The organism is Corynebacterium occultum, from assembly GCF_009734425.1.
GTDB lineage: Bacteria > Actinomycetota > Actinomycetes > Mycobacteriales > Mycobacteriaceae > Corynebacterium > Corynebacterium occultum.
In genome coordinates this window covers 56319-73766 of sequence record NZ_CP046455.1, presented here as the reverse complement: position 1 = coordinate 73766, position 17448 = coordinate 56319, and the positions used below count along the sequence as shown (strand labels likewise).

The 17448-nt window shown below is 61.1% G+C and carries 16 protein-coding genes, 1 tRNA gene and 1 pseudogene; 12 read left to right on the top strand and 6 right to left on the bottom strand.

The window, feature by feature from the left end; translation table 11 throughout:
- Window positions 1–523: 523 nt before the first annotated feature.
- Window positions 524–1054 (top strand): hypothetical protein, encoded by a 531-nt coding sequence (locus COCCU_RS00330; RefSeq protein WP_156229648.1) that lies wholly within the window; start codon window positions 524–526, stop codon window positions 1052–1054.
- A gap of 179 nt (window positions 1055–1233) precedes the next feature.
- Here the strand turns inward: COCCU_RS00330 and COCCU_RS00325 are convergent, their stop codons facing one another.
- Window positions 1234–1437, bottom strand: a complete 204-nt coding sequence (locus COCCU_RS00325) for a cold-shock protein (RefSeq protein ID WP_156229647.1) — start codon at window positions 1435–1437, stop codon at window positions 1234–1236.
- A 523-nt stretch (window positions 1438–1960) separates the two neighbouring features.
- Complete coding sequence (locus COCCU_RS00320; RefSeq protein ID WP_197088389.1) at window positions 1961–2296, bottom strand: Ltp family lipoprotein; 336 nt, start codon at window positions 2294–2296, stop codon at window positions 1961–1963.
- Between the two features lie 95 nt (window positions 2297–2391).
- On the opposite strand from COCCU_RS00320, the pseudogene COCCU_RS14590 reads away from it, so the two are divergent.
- Together COCCU_RS14590 and COCCU_RS14510 are read left to right on the top strand one after the other, a co-directional pair.
- Window positions 2392–3129: pseudogene (locus COCCU_RS14590) on the top strand (transposase); the annotation flags it as partial.
- Window positions 3130–3383: 254 nt separating this feature from the next.
- Window positions 3384–3800 (top strand): transposase, encoded by a 417-nt coding sequence (locus COCCU_RS14510; RefSeq protein ID WP_156229644.1) that lies wholly within the window; start codon window positions 3384–3386, stop codon window positions 3798–3800.
- 343 nt (window positions 3801–4143) lie between these two features.
- Here COCCU_RS14510 and COCCU_RS00305 read toward each other — a convergent pair whose 3' ends face one another.
- Window positions 4144–4803, bottom strand: a complete 660-nt coding sequence (locus COCCU_RS00305; protein ID WP_231598801.1) for a TetR/AcrR family transcriptional regulator — start codon at window positions 4801–4803, stop codon at window positions 4144–4146.
- A 175-nt stretch (window positions 4804–4978) separates the two neighbouring features.
- Here COCCU_RS00305 and COCCU_RS00300 point away from each other — a divergent pair, with 175 nt between their 5' ends.
- The 3 genes from COCCU_RS00300 (at window position 4979) to mhpA (ending at window position 8542) form a co-directional block, all read left to right on the top strand.
- On the top strand, window positions 4979–5800 hold the full coding sequence (locus COCCU_RS00300; protein WP_156229643.1) for an alpha/beta fold hydrolase: 822 nt from the start codon (window positions 4979–4981) through the stop codon (window positions 5798–5800).
- Window positions 5797–6804 (top strand): VOC family protein, encoded by a 1008-nt coding sequence (locus tag COCCU_RS00295; RefSeq protein WP_156229642.1) that lies wholly within the window; start codon window positions 5797–5799, stop codon window positions 6802–6804. The genes COCCU_RS00300 and COCCU_RS00295 overlap by 4 nt, the downstream gene beginning before the upstream one ends.
- Window positions 6805–6919: 115 nt before the next feature.
- Window positions 6920–8542 carry a bifunctional 3-(3-hydroxy-phenyl)propionate/3-hydroxycinnamic acid hydroxylase MhpA gene (gene mhpA / locus COCCU_RS00290; protein WP_156229641.1) on the top strand — a complete coding sequence of 541 codons (1623 nt, stop codon included), beginning with the start codon at window positions 6920–6922 and terminating at the stop codon, window positions 8540–8542.
- Between the two features lie 356 nt (window positions 8543–8898).
- Here mhpA and COCCU_RS00285 read toward each other — a convergent pair whose 3' ends face one another.
- Window positions 8899–9249 carry a hypothetical protein gene (locus tag COCCU_RS00285; protein WP_156229640.1) on the bottom strand — a complete coding sequence of 117 codons (351 nt, stop codon included), beginning with the start codon at window positions 9247–9249 and terminating at the stop codon, window positions 8899–8901.
- A gap of 2 nt (window positions 9250–9251) precedes the next feature.
- Window positions 9252–9710 carry a prevent-host-death protein gene (locus COCCU_RS00280; protein WP_156229639.1) on the bottom strand — a complete coding sequence of 153 codons (459 nt, stop codon included), beginning with the start codon at window positions 9708–9710 and terminating at the stop codon, window positions 9252–9254.
- A 298-nt stretch (window positions 9711–10008) separates the two neighbouring features.
- On the opposite strand from COCCU_RS00280, the gene COCCU_RS00275 reads away from it, so the two are divergent.
- Entirely contained in the window at window positions 10009–10842 is an 834-nt protein-coding gene (locus tag COCCU_RS00275; RefSeq protein ID WP_156229638.1) for an IS5 family transposase, read from the top strand.
- Between the two features lie 204 nt (window positions 10843–11046).
- Here COCCU_RS00275 and COCCU_RS00270 read toward each other — a convergent pair.
- Window positions 11047–11129: transfer RNA gene (locus COCCU_RS00270), tRNA-Leu, on the bottom strand.
- Window positions 11130–11534: 405 nt separating this feature from the next.
- On the opposite strand from COCCU_RS00270, the gene COCCU_RS00265 reads away from it, so the two are divergent.
- From COCCU_RS00265 to COCCU_RS00245, 5 genes are read left to right on the top strand one after another with little or no spacing between them, the layout of a single operon-like run.
- Window positions 11535–12539: a DUF3662 and FHA domain-containing protein gene (locus COCCU_RS00265; protein ID WP_156229637.1), complete on the top strand. Its 1005-nt coding sequence runs from the start codon at window positions 11535–11537 to the stop codon at window positions 12537–12539.
- Window positions 12540–12580: 41 nt separating this feature from the next.
- Window positions 12581–13072 carry an FHA domain-containing protein FhaB/FipA gene (locus tag COCCU_RS00260; protein ID WP_156229636.1) on the top strand — a complete coding sequence of 164 codons (492 nt, stop codon included), beginning with the start codon at window positions 12581–12583 and terminating at the stop codon, window positions 13070–13072.
- Entirely contained in the window at window positions 13069–14538 is a 1470-nt protein-coding gene (locus tag COCCU_RS00255; protein ID WP_156229635.1) for a protein phosphatase 2C domain-containing protein, read from the top strand. Before COCCU_RS00260 ends, COCCU_RS00255 begins: the two co-directional genes overlap by 4 nt.
- A complete protein-coding gene (locus tag COCCU_RS00250; protein WP_156229634.1) occupies window positions 14535–15989 on the top strand; it encodes an FtsW/RodA/SpoVE family cell cycle protein in 1455 nt (484 codons plus the stop codon). Before COCCU_RS00255 ends, COCCU_RS00250 begins: the two co-directional genes overlap by 4 nt.
- Window positions 15990–17441: a penicillin-binding transpeptidase domain-containing protein gene (locus COCCU_RS00245; RefSeq protein WP_156229633.1), complete on the top strand. Its 1452-nt coding sequence runs from the start codon at window positions 15990–15992 to the stop codon at window positions 17439–17441.
- The last annotated feature ends 7 nt before the right edge of the window (window positions 17442–17448 follow it).

Below are 17448 nucleotides of genomic sequence, written 5' to 3'. Positions count from 1 at the left end.
GCGCAGCCGCCAGGATATGTCATGATGTTTGGGCATCAGCTACTCCCCTGATTTTCTCGGTGTTGAATTAGAGCGGGGCCCCGGGCCTATCCGGGCCGACCCGCCTTCTCCTATGGCGGAGTGCTGAGAGGAACGCCGCCCCAGCCAGGTGTCTGATGGGCCAGCCTACCGGCGGGAAATCACCAGGGCAGGATGACCATTTTCTGGCTGCGGCAGCCGCGACCTCCGGGGCGCATCTACCCCACGCCAGGCGCCAAGGGGGATGCACCACTTGAAGAGCTGCTTGGGTCGGATCACTTCGACTGTGGATAGCAGCTGAGAAATCAGCTCCGCAGCGGTCCAGGTTCCGGTTGAAGGGGAACGGTCGCGGGGAACAGTCACCTCCTGCCACCCCCGCAGATTCTGGATGCGAACCGTGATGGTGCCGGCATGATCAGAAACCGATCAGATTCGGGGATGAGCGATTGGTTCCAGATGATGGACACCAGCCACAAGAAATGTGATGATAATCACCATGAAGACCATGGCTTCCACTCCCCGCCGTACCGCTCTGACCATCGGTACCGCTGCCCTCGCTGCACTGGCGATGTTCACACCCCCGGTCTCTGCCACCGTCCCCTACGATGAAGGTCGCATCACCATAGGGAGCCCCTGGACCGGTCCAGCCCGCACCCTGAACGTCAACGTCAGCTCCGGCTGCTCCTACGTTAATGATGTTCCCACCATCCCCATCCTGCAGGTGAGCACCCGAGATCAGGCCTGGGAAGAGTATCTGCAGGCCACTTTCCAGGTATCCAGCACCGTGCCCTTCGTGCGCACCCGGGCAGAGATTCGTTGGCACAACCGCGACACCGGGGAACGTGGCACCGGTGTGGAGTACGGCATCAACGGGGCCATTCTCGGCGTTCAGCAGTGGGAAGTCAGTCCCGGCCTGACCGATGTGGAGGTGGTGGTCACCCAATCCCCGGGTGTACCCGTGGAGATCGGCCCCGTCCGCTCCCACACCGCCGCCGGAAATTTCAGCGTCACCGTCAACGGCTGCAGCGGTGCTTAATCTTGGATGATCCATCGATGTAACTCTAAAAGAACCTGGTTAGGCGCATCTACCTGCGGGGATGCTGTTGTAATGAGGGACAGAAAGGGGGTCAAGGGGTTAAGCACCCCTTGACCCGAAGACAAGAAAAAACCGCCACACCCGAAGGTGAGACGGTTATTCTTTAGCCAGCGATTGGCTTAGAGCGGGTGAACCTGCTGGGCCTGCGGGCCCTTGGCACCTTCACCGACCTCGAACTCAACCGGCTGGTTCTCCTCGAGGGTGCGGAAGCCGCCACCCTGGATCTCGGAGTAGTGGACGAAGAGATCAGCGGATCCGTCGGAAGGAGCAATGAAACCAAAGCCCTTTTCGCCGTTGAACCACTTAACAGTTCCCTGTGCCATAATGTGTTACCTTTTTCCTGATGATGGTGATGCTACGTTCGCCAGCATGATTCGCTGACGCCCGAGTCGTTGGAACTCCTTGTCAACCATCAACTTCCGCATTACTGCAGGGCTGAGGAAAACCAGGCGCTCGCGTGTACATCTCTTGCGAGCGCCTAGACACTGCGCACAGAAACCGCGACTAGGATCTAGTATGCCATGGATTGCGCCTGAGCGATAGTGCAAGCTTCAAAAATGTTTTTAGAAAGTGGGATGGAGGGCCGAAAACGGTCAAGATTTCATCTCCCGCCGGCCACTGCGCGCTGGCATTCTTGGGCCATTCGGAGACTCGGTTGATGATTACGGCGGCTGGATTGGGGTGACCACAGGCGAACATTGCTCCCCTAATCCTTTCCGTGAATCGAGTGCATCTTTCCATCTCCTATCAATGCTCGGCAGGTGGACGTGCGGTTCTTAACGCCCTCTTCAGTTCGAGACTTTGTTTTCAACCGGCGTATATAGTTAGCGGGCTGGGCGAATATAATTATTGAACGCTATTTACGCCATGTTGTGCTTGTTCAGGAGTGAATCCTTCAAAGATGAGTTGGTCATAAAGACCGGAAGCGGAAAACGCCGAGTATTCCGTATAGCTCTCTGCTGATTCAACTGCTTCTGCAAACCAATCTGCATTCACATTATCGATGGCATACTGCGCCTGCCCTGGTGTGAATTCCTCAAAGATGAGCTGGCCATAGAGACTGGTCGCCGAAAAGCCCGAGTAACCTAGCCCGGTGTTTTCACGGGAATGAAGAAAAGAGGGACAAGAAAGACAACGAAAGTGATCCTGACCAGGTAAAATGGTAGTTCTTGAAGCTTCCAAAACCAGGTCGAAAGGATCACCTTCTTAGGTGACAACTCACCAGCTTTCATATCGATACCCCCACCACTTCCCAGCTATGTTCCAACGCCGGACTCATGCTATTGGCCCAGGCCGCCGACCGGGTCGGTGTCGCCGATGCAATCGACACCGCACTCGGTGACCGGCAGAAGCCGAACCTGGTCCACACCACCGGCCACACCATGACCTCACTCGCCCTGGCCCTGGCAATCGGTGGTGATGATGCCACCGACATCAACCTGCTGAACCCACTGGTTGCCACCGGGCTGATCGATAAGATCCCCTCGGACTCCACGATCCACCGCCGCCACCACGAACTCCACGATTCCGGCGACGAGGACGAACACAGTGCTGAACTCATCGATGATGCCAGCACCGCAGCGGTGCTGGCCGGGATGAAAACCGCCCGCACCACAGCCTGGGGCATGTGTGGGAAACACAGTCCCGCCACCCGAGCCAGCCTGAAAAATCCCCTGGTCATCGACATCGACGCCACCGAAGTCGCATCTCACTCGGACAAAGAGCACGCGATGCCGACCTGGAAGAAACACTTCGGCTTCCACCCCTTAACTGCGATCATCGATCACGGAGCAGGACTGACCGGGGAGCCGACCGCAGTGCTCCTGCGCCCCGGCAACGCCGGCTCCAACACCGCCGATGACCACATCATGGTGCTGAATCAGACTTTGTCCGCGATCCCGGACCACACCGACGGTCACGACTGGGGCCGGCGCCTGCTGGTGCGCACCGATGCGGCCGGCGGATCGAAGAAATTCATCAACCATCTCGACCAACAAGGCCTGGCCTACTCGGTCGGGATCGGTACGTTTTGGCAGATCGCCGACATCGCTTCAACGCTGGGCGATAAGGTCAAACAGGGCATTATCCGCCCGGACGGCACCGTCAGTGACATCGATGACGCCTTGCGTCGCGGACATCACCAGTCGCATGCACTGCTGGGCCGGGGAACCCGTCGGCATCGCTTTGAACGACTATCCACCGGATATGCGGTTTATCATCCGCGTCGAACACGCCGCATCCGGTGCGCAGCTGCGCACCACAGATCTGGATGGCCGACGCATCGCAGATGTTTGTCACCAACCGGCCAGGACACGCCCAAACCGTCGATGTTCTCCACCGGGCACGTGGCCGGTGCGAGCAACGCATCCGCGACTTCAAGAACTGTGGCCTGGGAAAACTCCCACACACCGCCTTCCGGATGAACCAGGCGTGGGCCTACTCCGCGATGCTGGCGATGAATCTGATCAGCTGGGCCGGACTGATCACCGCCGCCACACCGCCACCATCAACCACATCCCGGCAACGGTGGTGGGTCTGGGAACCCAAAACCCTACGCGCCCGAATGCTATCGATCGCCGGTGTCGTGGTCCGGCACGCCAGACGCTTATACATCCGCTTCGATGGCGGTGCCGCTCACCGTGAGCTGTTGGAGCACGGCTTGTCCCGGCTGAGATCCACGGCCTGATCCCGGCACTTGTTGCCCCGCCTTTTCAACGCGCAGTCCACAGCCACCACTACTTAAAGGACCTTCGAACCTGGTCACCCCGGCACCAGCACCCGCCGGGATCTCGTCGATCTTTGCTGCTGCTACCCCCACGTACTCATCACGAAACGAATTCACGTGAAAAATTCGGGCTAAGGGTGTCCCACTTCCCAGGAAGTGGGACACCCGAGCCGAGAAGGACTGGCCAAAACGGCACCAGCTATCCCTTAAGGATGACGGCCGCCCTGAGCCGGTCGAAAATCCCTTAAAGATGGATGCGGTCCATGACCCGCACCACGGACGACCCGAACGCGGCCCGGCCGCTTCAGGGCTCCCGATCCGGGAGAAAGCTGTCGGCCAACAGTGCCAGTGAAGTCGCAGCCCCCTCGAGCAGCATCTCAGTCTCTTCCACTGGACTATTACGTCTAGACAGGTAGATCCCGTCGATCATTGCGACGGCCAGGGCACCGGTTTTGTCGGCGATATTCTCCGCCATCTGTGCTCCGTGTCGCTCATACGCCGCCCTGATCTGGCGATGCATGACCTCCACACCACGTCGATAGACCTCATCACAGACCTCATAGAAGGCCTTGCCTTCATGTCGCTGCCGGTTCAGACGGAACCTCAACTGCAGCTGCAGGAACTGGGCCTGCTCCGGATCGGTGATCAGCTCCATGCCTGACTGGATAAACATCCGCTTTACCTGCTCGGCCGCGGTCTCCGCCTGCCAGGCACGTTGCTCGACCCCCCCGAGGAACTGCACCGCCCCCCGCTCCATCACCGCAGCCAACACACCCTCCTTGCTGGAGAAATGCCAGTAGATGGAACTGGCCGGGAAACCTGATTCCTTCTCCAGCGCGGCAACTGTAGTGCCCTCAAATCCCCGCTCAGCCATAAGCCGAGCGGCGGCGTCGAGAATGGCTTTCCGCGTTGGCTCAGCCAATTCTCGACGCTTCTGATGCATGGGGAGATCTTTTGCGACCATGGCCCCACCCTAATCCACCCCTGCCCCCTCCCCTCGAAATCCCGGGCCAAGGCTGATTCCACCCTGTACCGACCAGGCCACATAAGGATGGCGTAGATCACTTTTTAAAAACACTTGCGTCAAAGATCTCAAAGTCCTACAGTCTGTAGTAATCACTACAGAAAGGAGATCGGTGATGCTGCAAGTCGATTTACGCTCAGAACAGGTGCAGGTCGGAGACCTGAACCTTCACCTGACCCGCTCGGGAGAAGGCTTTCCCCTGATCTGGTTGCACGGCAGTGGTCCGGGCGCCAGTGGGATGTCGAATTTCAAGGCAAACCTGTCCGCGTTCCAGGATTTCGAGAATCTCGTCTTCGACCACCCCCGCTTCGGTGAGTCCAGCCGCCCGCACATTGAGGAACCGCTGATCGCCTACAGCGGGGAGAAGATCCTGCAGGCCATCAGGACACTCGGCCTGGAGCAGGTCGATCTCATCGGCAACAGCTACGGCGGGGGTGTCGCCGCCTGGATCGCCGCCACCGCGCCTGAGCTGGTGCGCAATCTGGTGCTCATGGCACCCGGTGGATTAACCCCCAAGAATGTCACCGAGCACCGGGAGATGCCCTACGGCATCAAGCTCATCGGTAAAGCCATGACCGGCGGGGTGGATCGTCCCCTGATGGAGGAATTCGTCACGGCCATGGTCCATGACCCCGCCCTGGTCACCGATGAGCTCATCGACGAGCGTTATGAGGCCGCGCAGAAGAACAATCCCGAGATCGAGGGCATCCCGGTGATGGGTGACCTCGCGGATCTCCTGGGCAACATCACGGCCCGGACCCTGCTCATCTGGGGTCGGGAGGACCGCTTCCTCCCGCCGGCCTGGTCCCTGCTCTGGCTCGAGGCCATCACGGACTCCGAACTACACATCTATCCCCGCTGCGGACATTGGGCGCAGTACGAGCAACTCGATTCCTTCAATGAACTGACCGGCACTTTCCTCAGGAGGACAGCATGACCACCTACAATCCCGGCCCCCGTATCGCCCAGGTCGGAGGCATCAGCCTCAGCACCCCCGATCTGGAGAAGTCCCTCGGGTTCTTCCGTGATCTGCTCGGCATGGAAGTGGTCTTCCAGACCGAGGAGGTGGCCTACCTTCGCGGCTACATGGAACTGGGACATCATTCCCTGGTCCTTCGCCGCAGTGAGGAAGCCATCGTCGATTCCTACAGCCTGCGGGTGCAGCGTCCCGAAGATGTGGAGCTGTTCTACCACCAACTCCAAGCCCAGGACATCGATGTCATTGAGCTTCCCGCAGGCCAGGAACGCGGCCGCGGCGAGGCCATCCGTTTCCTGTGGCCCGGTGCCGGCCATCCCCTCGAGCTGTTCTACCACCTCGACAAGCCCGAGGCGCCCGAGGAGATCCGTTCCAAGCTGCCGTCGAACAGCTCCAAGCGCCGCGGACTGGGGGTGCGCCGCATCGACCACCTGAACCTCCAGTGCGCCCCCGGTGACATGAACCAGGCAGAAGGCTGGCTGCGCGAGAACCTGGGCTTTAAGCGCCGCGAGTTCATCCGCATCCCCGAGAACAATCTTGTCGTAGCCTCGTGGATGTCGGTGACCCCCCAGGTTCATGACATTGCCCTGGTGGCCAACCCCTTTGAGAAATCAGCGCAGCTGCACCACGTGGCCTTCAACCTGGAGAACTTCTCCGACCTGCTCACCGCCGCCGATGTGCTCAAGGACCATGACGTCCAATTCGACATCGGTCCCGGCAAGCACGGTATCGGCCAGGCCCTCTATCTCTACGTCCGTGACCCCGGTTCCGGACACCGCGTGGAGCTCTACGCCGGCGGTTACCTGGTCTTCGACCCCGACTGGGAGGCGATTGAGTGGACCCCTGCCACCGTCAGGGACGGGTTGACCTGGTTCGGTGACCCGCTGGAGATGGGCCCGGACAACTCCATGGCCCCCACCACCAACTCCGCCCCTCTGCGTCCCCGGGTTGTCCAACCGGTCTGATCTCCGGTGCGCCGTGTGAGCACGGCACACGGTCGGGGACTGGCTCTCCCCCGGCCCCTTCCTATCCTCACTCCCGTCGCCCCCCGGGGCGAGCCTTTCGAGAGAAAGAACCATTATGAGCAGTCAACTCCCCGACACTCAGGATTATGACTACGACGTGGTGATCGTCGGTTATGGACCCAGTGGCGTCACCGCAGCCAACTTCCTCGGCCAATACGGCATCTCCACCGGCGTCTTTGAACGCGCCGTGGATATCTATTCCCGGGCACGGGCTGTGACCATGGACGATTACACCATGCGCCTGTTCCAACAGGCCGGGTTGGATCACAAGCTCATGGCCGACATGGACCCCCGCAGCATCCTGCGCTGGAAGACTTATGACGGACATGAGTTCCTGCGCGTCTCTTCCCCCGACACCACCTATGGCCATCCCGCCAACTCCCAGATTTTCCAGCCCAGGGTGGAAAAGACCCTGCGCGAAGGAGTCGGGCGGTACACGGACAGTGTCGACGTCCACTTCAATCACGAGTTCGTCGACATCACCCAGGACTCAGACGGTGTGGGTCTCACCATCCGGGACCACACCACCAACACCACCCGAGAGGTACGCGCCAAATACGTCCTCGCCTGCGACGGTGGCAGCAGCCGGGTGCGTTCGCTCCTGAAGATGGAACTGCGCGGAAAATCCAAGCCCACCGAGTGGGTGATCGTCGACGCCAAGGTCAAAAGCTGGTGGCCTGAACGTGACCTGCTCACCTTCTGGTCCGACCCCGATCGACCCGTGGTGGACATGCCCCTGGCACTGGGCCATCACCGGTGGGAACTCCCCCTGCGGTCCCATGAAAAACGCGAGGACTTCGAGAGCCGCGAAGCCCTGTGGGAGTTGCTGGCACCCTTCGGAGTCACCGACGAGCAGGTGGAGATCCTGCAGCACGCCTTCTATACCCATCATGTGCTCATGGCCGACCGGTGGCGGAAGGACCGGGTATTTCTCGTCGGCGACGCCGCCCACATGATGCCTCCCTGGGCCGGCCAGGGCATGCAGTCCGGGGTCCGGGACGCCCACAATATCTCCTGGAAGCTGCGCCTGGTGCTGGAGGGACGCGCCCCGGACGGACTACTCGACCTCTACCAGGCCGAGCGGGAGCCGCATGTACGCGAGATGACCAAACTGGCCGAAATGCTGGGATTTTTCATCGAGGAACCCAACCCAACGAAGGTGGCCATCCGGAATCGGGCACTGCCGGTGCTGCAGAAACTTCCCGGGATCGGCCCCGTCATCAAAGAATTCAGGTTCAAGCCGGCGCCCACCGTTAAAAAGGGCTTTATCAACGGCCATGTTGGTCGTGGCACGGCGGTCGGGCGGATGATCCCCCAGCCCACGGTGGCCACCCGCAATGCCCATCAGAGCCTGCTGGATGATTTTCTCGGCGACGGATTCGCCATTCTGGGCTTTGATACCGATCCCCGGGAGAAGTTGACCGACGCCCAAATTACCTCCTGGGAGACCCTGGGTGCCACGTTCCGGACGGTACGCTCGACCACCCACGCACCGCACACCGATGACGACCTCATAGATTTCACGAACGTGCTGATGCCCTGGGCCAGGAAACACCGGGTTTCTGTGGTGGTGTTGCGCCCCGACCGGTTCGTCATGGCCACCGACCGCACCGGTCTTGATATCCCGCGCCTTGCGGGGACGTATGTGCAATCACCGGTGACCGCACCTGCCGCGTAGGAGGCCCCGAGCGCCGACGATTAACACATGAGTGCCCATGTTTCCTTTTCCACCTTTGGATACGGGAACGTGGGTATTTACGTCTTCTCATACTTATTTATGTCCTATATATAGGACCTCGAGAGGTGCCCAACTTGCAAGCACCTTGTTATCGGTCTTCCGAAGACCTTTGCTTGAATAGGGAAGCAGGACCACGCCTTCTCCGAGGACTAGGTCCTGTTCCGCGCCAACATGAGGAAGGGGCGGCTCGCGGTCCGGCGCAAGCCCGATCTGCACAGTAGGTCGTAAACATTAATGTCGCGGGCTACCGTGCGATACGGGAAGTCGGACGAAGAAGAGCCCAGTGACAGCTCATGCTATTTCGTCTCGTTGGGGTGGCTCGTGTGCACCTGCTCGAGAAACACGGTGTGTCCATCTACGTAGAACCAGATGCGTGCGGTGCCCTTCATGGTCGGCTTGTGCTGCCAGCGGTCATAGGTTTCCCTGCTCCGTTGGATCGTGGCGAGCTCGCCCTTCAGTCGATAGTTCGTCGGCGTCGTGGACAGGGGTGTTCTCGTCAGGAAGTCCCACGTCTCTGCCATGGGGTTGCGGATCGTCGCGACGAGGTCCCGCCACCCCTTGCGGGCGTTGGTGGTGGCGAAGCGGATTTCATACTCGGTCCTTTTCGGGGGACGGGGGACCAGCTCGTCCTTCTTGGCGGCTGCCACGACTAGGGGCGCTCTACGGTCTCGTTGTCATCGAGCCACTCGAGGTCGGTGCTGCCCAGTCCGGCAGCGAGGGCCGTGGCCGTCTCCTTCCAGGAGGTCAGCTCGGCCAGCGCCAGGTGAGGTTGTTCGGTGGAGAACGAGGCGCGTGCGGCGTCAACGAGGTCTTGTGCACAGGATTCACGGTCTGCCGGGGACAGCGCGAGCATCCAGGGGAAAGCCTTCGCCATGCGCTCGGCGAGCGTCCCGTGGTCCTCGATAGCGACGGTGATCAGCTGCGCGGCGAATTCAAGGAGACGCGCACGGCCGTCGGCCTCGCGCTGCGACATCAACACCAGTGCTTCGCCGTCGCGGCGTGTCACCGTGACGGGATGGTTCTCGGCCTCGGCGAAGACCTCGGCCGAGTGCTTGCTCAGATCCGAGGAGCGCCGTGTGCGGTTGGGGCGATCAGCTGTGATGGGCATGAACCCATCATATTCGGAACGTGTTCGGAAGTCCAGGGGTGAAAGAAAGGCAATGGGGCGCCATGCCCGCGCCGCATGAGGTGGTCCGGGTCTTTATAGGATCTCTCGCGATAACAGAACCATCAGGCAGGGCTGGCCGTAAACTCCCGCAAAAGAGATAGCCATCAGTCTTGCCGCCACAAGAGGCATAAGAGATTGCGCGGATAGAGGGTGTGGCGGGGTGTCGTGAACAGGGGCAGGCACGAGGCCTGGTACATACGGATTCGACCAAGAAAACGTAAGCACTTCAGGAGCACTCGTGCCTGCCCTTCCATCATTCATCATGAACCCCCTCTTCGACCAGTTCGCCGCGCTGATCCCCACCCGGGAAATATCTCATCCGTGGGGATGCCACCGGCCGAGGATCGCGGACCGGATCGTCTTCGACAAGCTCATCCAGGTCCTCGTCCTCGGCGCCTCGTACGCCAAGATCGCCGATTCCCCCTGTTCGGCCACCACGCTGCGTACCCGTCGGGATGAGTGGATCGCCGCCGGGATCTTCACCCAACTGGAGCAGCTGTGCCTGGAGTTCTACGACCGGATCGTCGGACTCGACCTGGAGAACGTGAGCGTGGACGGATGCATCGTCAAGGCCCCCTGCGGTGGGGAAGTCGCCGGCAGATCCCCGGTTGACCGGGGCAAACAGGGCACCAAACGCTCGTTGTTGGTCGACGGCAACGGTATCCCGCTGGGGTGTGTGCTCATCGGGGCGAACCGCCATGACTCCCCGTTGTTGCGTCCGACGTTGGAAAAGCTCGGCCGGTTCGAGTTTTACCTGCCCGAGGAGATCACGGTGCATCTGGACGCCGGCTACGACTCGAACAAGACCCGGACCCTGCTCACCGAACTCGGCTGCGACTGGGTCATCAGTAAGAAAGGCGAGCCCTTACAGGCCGGTGCCCGATGGGTCGTCGAGCGGACGAACTCCTGGCACAACCGGGGGTTCAAGAAACTCCTGATCTGCACCGAGCGTCGTGCCCGGGTCGTGGAGGCGTTTATCGCCCTGGCGAACGCGATTATCATCATCCGTCGGCTGGTCCGGGAAGCGTGGACGACCCACCGCTGGGATACCCGACCTGCCCGACGACCATGACCTCTATCCGCGCGATCTCTAAAAAGCGAGATAATCTAAACCCCTGCAAAGTGACTGGAAACAACCTGAAACCAGAACTTGCGCCTGCAACTCCCCCACTGCGCACTTCACAAACAACCGACACCAAAAACAAAAGAAACCGGAGGTCACACCCTCTTTCGAGTTTGTGATCTCCGGCTGTTGCAGTTCGAGAACTGCTCGCTGTGCCCGGGGGGGGACTTGAACCCCCACGCCCTTGCGGACACTGGCACCTGAAGCCAGCGCGTCTGCCATTCCGCCACCCGGGCAGGTGGTGAATCTTCGCGACTATTCGCCGCTCGACTGGATTAAAGATAGCATGCCCCACCGAGACTTATACAAATCGGCAGGTAGACCCGGGAAAACAGCGATAACTGCCGCTCTTTTGTGGCCATCTTGGCATTCGCTGACTCTACGAATTCGCGCCACTTGCCCCCTATACTGATGAAGAACGTATATCCGGCGATGAGTCCTTCCTTTTCCCCTCAAAGGAATTGGAGGGCATCATGTTGGGCGTGCGGCAACAAAACCGCAATAGAAAGATTCCATTATCCGTTAGAGATCATGAGCCCCTCAACCGAGGTGTTTGTGATCAGGCCGGTACCGGTATCTGGGGCTCAGGAAGCCCCAACCGGTGCCGGTTGGATTGTTCCCGTTAAAGGAGGAGGTCGCGAATGTCCATGTTGGGGCGTTTTGCCAAGCTTGATAGTGCCCTGCAGCGCGGCCTCGACAATAGCTTCGCCCTGGTCTTCGGTGGTCGTGTCGTGCCGCCGGAGATTGAGGAACTTCTGAAGCAGGAGGCCGAGGACAATATCTTCCAGCGGGAAGATGAACTCATCGAGGCCCCCAATGTCTACAGCGTGAGTGTGAGTGAGAAGGACTTCCTGAATCTTTCGGGTCAGAACCCGGAGTTGCCGATGTCTTTCGCCGACCAAATGTACCGCTACTGCCGTAACCACGGTTGGGCGCTGGTCGGTCCGGTGGTGGTCACCATCAGTCTGGATGCCGGTATGCGTACCGGCCAGCTGAAGGTGTCCTCAACCTCCTCGCCGCAGCCGGCGTCGCAAAGCGGTTTCGATGAAACCGAGTTGGATCGCCAGCCTGCCGCCGATGACTCCCCAGCAGCACAGGAGGGGCCCGCTTGGGCGGGTCCGGAGAGTCAGAATGCTCCCCCTTCTGCATCAGTTCCCCCGGTTGGCGGAGGTTCGGTTTTCCCGGTTGCACCGGGTAGCGTCTACCCTTCTGTCCATGCCGGGGAGGGACAATCCCCCGAAGAAAGTGAGAACATGAGCTTTTCCGGTCATCAGGAAGCACGAAGCAACGCCAACACCGAACACATGGAGGCGCAGACCCCGGGTGGGGGTCAGCAGGTGTCCGCGGGTTCCGGCCCAAAGGTGAGTCTGCTGCTGCAGGACGGTTCCAGCCGGACCTACCTGGTCCATGAGGGTTCCAACATCATCGGACGTAGCAATGATGTTGACTTCCGCCTGCCGGACACCGGGGTTTCCCGCCAGCATGCCGAGGTTACCTGGGATGGCCGGGATGCGGTTCTGGTTGATCTGCAGTCCACCAATGGAACCACCGTCAATGACACTCCGGTGGAAAACTGGTTGTTGGCGGACGGCGATGTGATCACCATGGGTCATTCTCATATCGAAGTTCGCATCACCGGGCTCTGATCCCCCGGTCATCGCCGCCCCCAACCAAGGAGGAACGCCACATGGATTCTATTGTGCTGCTGTCATTCCGGATCGCACTGCTCGTGCTGCTGTGGTTCTTCATTTTCATGGCCATGCGCACCATGCGCCGGGACGTCAATGCCGCAGCCGGGGTTTCTCCGCGCCGGTCCAAGGGTAAGGGTGGTGTCGCCGCTTCCGCTGCTGCACCTCCCCCCGCCCCGCCCCGAAAGCGGGGTGAGCAGGCCCGGGCACTGTCCATCGTGGATGGCCCGTTGAAGGGCTCCCACATGGAGATCACCTCCCTGCAGGATGTGGTAATGGGCCGCAGCCCGGACTGCACCTTCGTGCTGGGTGATGATTATGCCTCCGGGCGTCATGCCCGGCTCTTCCGTCGTGGCAATGACTGGTTCGTGGAGGACCTGGATTCCCGCAACGGCACCTTCGTCGGCGGGAACCGGATCGATCAGCCGGAACGTGTTGAGGTCGGCAGCGACATCAAGCTAGGTAGAACAACTGTGAGGCTGGTTCCGTGACCCTTCGACTGGATTTTGCCGCCGCTTCGGATCGCGGCCTGGTGCGTGGCAATAATGAGGACTCGGCTTATGCCGGCCCCCGCCTATTGGCCTTGGCTGATGGCATGGGTGGGCATGCGGCGGGCGAGATCGCCTCGCAGATCATGATCAGTCATCTGCAGGTGCTTGATGCCGACCCCGGTGACAATGACATGCTCGCCCTCCTGGGCGGGATGGCGGATGACGCCAACCTCGCCATCGCCGAGCATGTGCGCCAGCACCCCGAGACCGATGGCATGGGCACCACACTCTCCGCGTTGATGTTCAACGGCACCACCCTGGGGCTCTGCCATGTGGGTGACTCCCGTGGTTACCGGCTGCGGGACGGCATCCTGGAGCAGCTCACCGTCGATGACACTTTCGTGCAGTCCCTGGTAACCGAGGGCAAGCTCGACCCGGAGGATGTTTCCACCCACCCCCAGCGTTCCCTGATCCTCAAGGCCTACACCGGACGCCCCGTGGATCCGACTCTGATGACCCTGGAACCGCGCGTCGGGGACCGCCTGTTGCTCTGCTCTGATGGTCTCTCGGATCCGGTCACCCACTCCACCATCGAAACCACTCTCTCCACCGGCACCCCGGCTGAGGCCGCGACCCGTCTGGTGGAGCTGGCTCTGCGTTCCGGTGGTCCGGACAATGTCACGGTGATCATCGCCGATGTGGTTGAGGATCCGAATGCGGAAACCACCCGGGCCCTGCAGTCCCAGCCGATGACCGTCGGTGCCCTCAACGGAATACAGGAGGATGAGCCTCGCCCGGATACCGCGGCGGGCCGGGCAGCTGCCATCGCGCGCCGCCCCCAGACCATCTCCCCCAGCGGCCAGTCCCAGCCGCAGGCGTTGGGTGGCACCCCGGAACCTCCGGCGGCCGCCGATGAAGAGGAGGATCACACACCAGGGGAATCCTCTTCCCCCAGCCGTAAGCTGATCCCCCTGATCATCGTGCTGGTGCTGCTGGCCGCCCTGGCAGGTGGTGGTTGGTGGGCCGTGAAGAAGGTTCAGGAGAACTACTACGTGGCCACCGCCGCCGAGGACCGGATCGGGATCTGGAAGGGCGTGAACTACTCGGTCTTCGGCCGGGAACTCAATGAGGAATACCAGCTGGCCTGCATCAATGAGCAGGGTGGCTTGAAGATGGTCTCCCCTGGCGATCAGGGTGACTGTGAGCCTTTCAACCTGGATGACCTCCCCGAATCAACCCGGAATTCGGTGTCGGGTCTTCCCAGCGGCACCTATGACGAGGTGTTGGAGCAGATGCAGCGTCTGGCTGGTTCTGCCCTGCCGGTGTGTGTCACCCGGGAAGGTGCTGAAGCGGAACCGGCACCCCAGGATGCTGAGAACAGCGAAAGCGCCGCGCCTGCGGCCCAAGCAAATAGTGGGGATCGAAACACCCCCGGAGTCGACTGCCGGGAGGTGGGTGTGAGATGAGTGTTTTCAAGAAAATCGCCCTGCGGCGCACCGAGATGCTGCTGCTGATCCTGGCCGCGGTGATCGTCGCTGCCGCCCTGATCAACCTGGAACTGTCCCAGGGCAATGCCCTGAGCACCGAGATCCTCTGGCTCATCGGTGGTTTCATCGTGGTGTTCACCCTCGCACACCTGGCATTGTGCCTGCGGGCCCATCATGCCGACCAGGTGATTCTGCCGGTGGTGGCACTGCTCAATGGCCTGGGCCTGGTGATGGTCTACCGCCTGGACCTGGCCACGGGCAACACCATGGCCACCCGTCAGGTGATGTGGACCCTGGTGGCCATCATCCTGCTGATCGGGGTGCTGGTGATTGTCAAGGACCACCGGACACTGGGCCGTTATAGCTACCTGCTGGGACTGGTGGGTCTGGTGCTCCTGGCACTGCCCCTGGTCTGGCCCACCCAGATGAATGCGGACGCCCGCATCTGGATCTCCATCGGCCCCTTCTCGGTGCAGCCCGGTGAGTTCTCCAAGATCCTGCTGCTGCTTTTCTTCGCCCAGCTGCTGGTGAATAAGCGGGCCCTGTTCACGGTGGCCGGCTACCGGATCTTCGGCATGGAGTTCCCCCGCCTGCGTGACCTCGCCCCGATCCTCGCGGTCTGGGCGGTGGCCATCCTGATCATGGCGATCTCCAATGACTTCGGCCCGGCGCTGCTACTGTTCACCACGGTGCTCGGCATGCTCTACCTGGCCACCGGACGCACCTCCTGGCTGCTCATCGGCATGGTGCTGGTCGCCGTCGGTGCGGTCGGTATCTACACCATCTCCAGCAAGATCCAGGAGCGGGTGAACAACTTCATGGACCCCGTCGCCAACTATGACACCACCGGTTATCAGCTGAGCCAGGCCCTGTTCGGCATGTCCTGGGGCGGGCTCACCGGTACTGGTCTGGGCCAGGGTTATCCCGAGCAGGTGCCGGTGGCACACTCGGACTTCATTCTCGCCGCCGTCGGTGAGGAGCTGGGCCTGATCGGTCTGGCGGCTGTCCTGATCCTCTTCGCGGTCCTGGTGTCCCGGGGTTTCCGGGCGGCCCTGACGGTGAAGGATTCCTATGGCAAGCTGCTGGCCTCCGGGCTTTCCCTCACGGTGGCGATCCAGGTGTTCGTGGTCGTCGCCGGCGTCACCGCCCTGATGCCGATGACCGGCCTGACCACCCCCTTCATGTCCCAGGGTGGTTCCTCCCTGATGGCGAACTACATTCTGGTGGGTCTGCTGCTGCGGATCTCCCATTCCGCCCGCACTCCCGCCGAGGAATTGACTGTCCCCCAGGTGCCCACCGGCAATTCGGCACTGGCGGCCCAGTCCTATGGTCCGGATGAGCCGGAGACCGGTTTCTTCCAGCAGGTTCCCGACGTGTCTCCACAGTCCCGGCATGCCGGTCCCGGGCAACAGAACGGGCAGGTGAGCTAGATGAATCGTTCCATTCGTTTTGTTTCCATTTTCGCCCTGATCCTGACCCTGGTGCTGCTGGTGAATATCACTGTGGTGCAGGCTTTCCGTACGGATGAGTATGCCGATAATGCTTTGAATCATCGTGGGTTCCTGGAGATGCAGACTCAGCCGCGGGGTCAGATCACCGCGGGTGGTCAGGTGTTGGCTTCTTCCTGGCAGGATGAGGGTGATATTTTCCACCGCACCTATGATGCGGGCCGCCCTGAGGTGTGGGGTCCGATCGTCGGTTATCTCTCCGATATTTATGGGGCCGCGGGTCTGGAGGCCAGCCAGAATGACATTCTCAATGGCACTGATTCTTCCCTGGCCACTGCACGTTGGTTGGATACTTTGACGGGTGCGGAGAATAAGGGCGCCAATGTGGAGACCACGTTGATTCCGGCGGTGCAGGAGGCGGCCTATGACGCCCTGACCCGTAATGGTTATCAGGGGGCGGTGGTTGCGATGCGGCCCTCCACCGGTGAGATCCTCGGCCTGGCCTCCACCCCGGGTTATGACCCGAATGGGCTGGTTAATCCGGAAACCGCTCAGGACACCTGGTCGGCGTTGAATAATGATCCGGATAATCCGCTGATCAACAATGCCACCCAGGACACCCTGCCGCCGGGTTCGATCTTCAAGATCATCACCACCGCGGCCGGGCTGGAGAATGGTTATGGTCCGGGTTCTCCGCTGACCGGGGCTTCGGCGATCACTCTGCCGGGTACCACCACTCAGTTGACGAACTATGCCGGGCAGAGCTGTGCCGGTGGTGGCCAGGTCACCCTGGAGACAGCTTTCGCACTGTCCTGCAACACCGCTTTCGCTGAAATGTCGGTGGCGGTGGGTGCGGATGAGATGCAGGAGACCGCTGCTGCCTTCGGTGTGGGTGAGCAGTACAACCTGGGTATTCCCACCTCCCCCGGCGCGCTGGGTGAGGTGCCGGATGATGCGGCGTTGGCGCAGACCTCCATCGGTCAGCGTGATGTGACCATGTCGGCGTTGCAGGCCGCGGTGATGGCCTCGGTCGTCGCCAATGATGGGGTGCGGATGGCCCCCTATCTGTTGTCCCGGGTGACGGGTTCGGACCTGCAGGAACTGCGCAGCACTGATCCGGAGGAGATGAACCGGGCGATTGAGGAGGAGACGGCCACCACGCTGAAGAATCTGATGCTCGCCTCGGAGCGGAACACCTCCGGTTATAACGGTCAGGACATCGCCTCTAAGACGGGTACCGCCGAGCATGGTGAGGATGCCGCGCCGCACACCTGGTACGTGGCTTTCGGGCCGAGTGAGGATGCGGATGTCGCGGTCGCGGTCGTCGTCAAGGATGGCGGCGGTCAGGGCAGCAGCGCCACCGGTGGTTCGGTGGCTTCCCCGATCGGTCGCGAGGTTCTCAACGTGGCGTTGAATAACCTGCCCAGGGAGTGATGCTGCG

What these genes read in the sequence shown, in the direction of transcription:
- COCCU_RS00325 (WP_156229647.1), bottom strand. Translation starts at nt 1,437, where the DNA reads ATGGCACAGGGAACTGTTAAGTGGTTCAACGGCGAAAAGGGCTTTGGT.
- COCCU_RS00265 (WP_156229637.1), top strand. Translation starts at nt 11,535, where the DNA reads ATGTCCATGTTGGGGCGTTTTGCCAAGCTTGATAGTGCCCTGCAGCGC.
- COCCU_RS00250 (WP_156229634.1), top strand. Translation starts at nt 14,535, where the DNA reads ATGAGTGTTTTCAAGAAAATCGCCCTGCGGCGCACCGAGATGCTGCTG.
- COCCU_RS00305 (WP_231598801.1), bottom strand. Translation starts at nt 4,803, where the DNA reads ATGGTCGCAAAAGATCTCCCCATGCATCAGAAGCGTCGAGAATTGGCT.
- COCCU_RS00300 (WP_156229643.1), top strand. Translation starts at nt 4,979, where the DNA reads ATGCTGCAAGTCGATTTACGCTCAGAACAGGTGCAGGTCGGAGACCTG.
- COCCU_RS00245 (WP_156229633.1), top strand. Translation starts at nt 15,990, where the DNA reads ATGAATCGTTCCATTCGTTTTGTTTCCATTTTCGCCCTGATCCTGACC.
- COCCU_RS00330 (WP_156229648.1), top strand. Translation starts at nt 524, where the DNA reads ATGGCTTCCACTCCCCGCCGTACCGCTCTGACCATCGGTACCGCTGCC.
- COCCU_RS00295 (WP_156229642.1), top strand. Translation starts at nt 5,797, where the DNA reads ATGACCACCTACAATCCCGGCCCCCGTATCGCCCAGGTCGGAGGCATC.
- COCCU_RS00280 (WP_156229639.1), bottom strand. Translation starts at nt 9,710, where the DNA reads ATGCCCATCACAGCTGATCGCCCCAACCGCACACGGCGCTCCTCGGAT.
- mhpA (WP_156229641.1), top strand. Translation starts at nt 6,920, where the DNA reads ATGAGCAGTCAACTCCCCGACACTCAGGATTATGACTACGACGTGGTG.
- COCCU_RS14510 (WP_156229644.1), top strand. Translation starts at nt 3,384, where the DNA reads ATGGCCGACGCATCGCAGATGTTTGTCACCAACCGGCCAGGACACGCC.
- COCCU_RS00260 (WP_156229636.1), top strand. Translation starts at nt 12,581, where the DNA reads ATGGATTCTATTGTGCTGCTGTCATTCCGGATCGCACTGCTCGTGCTG.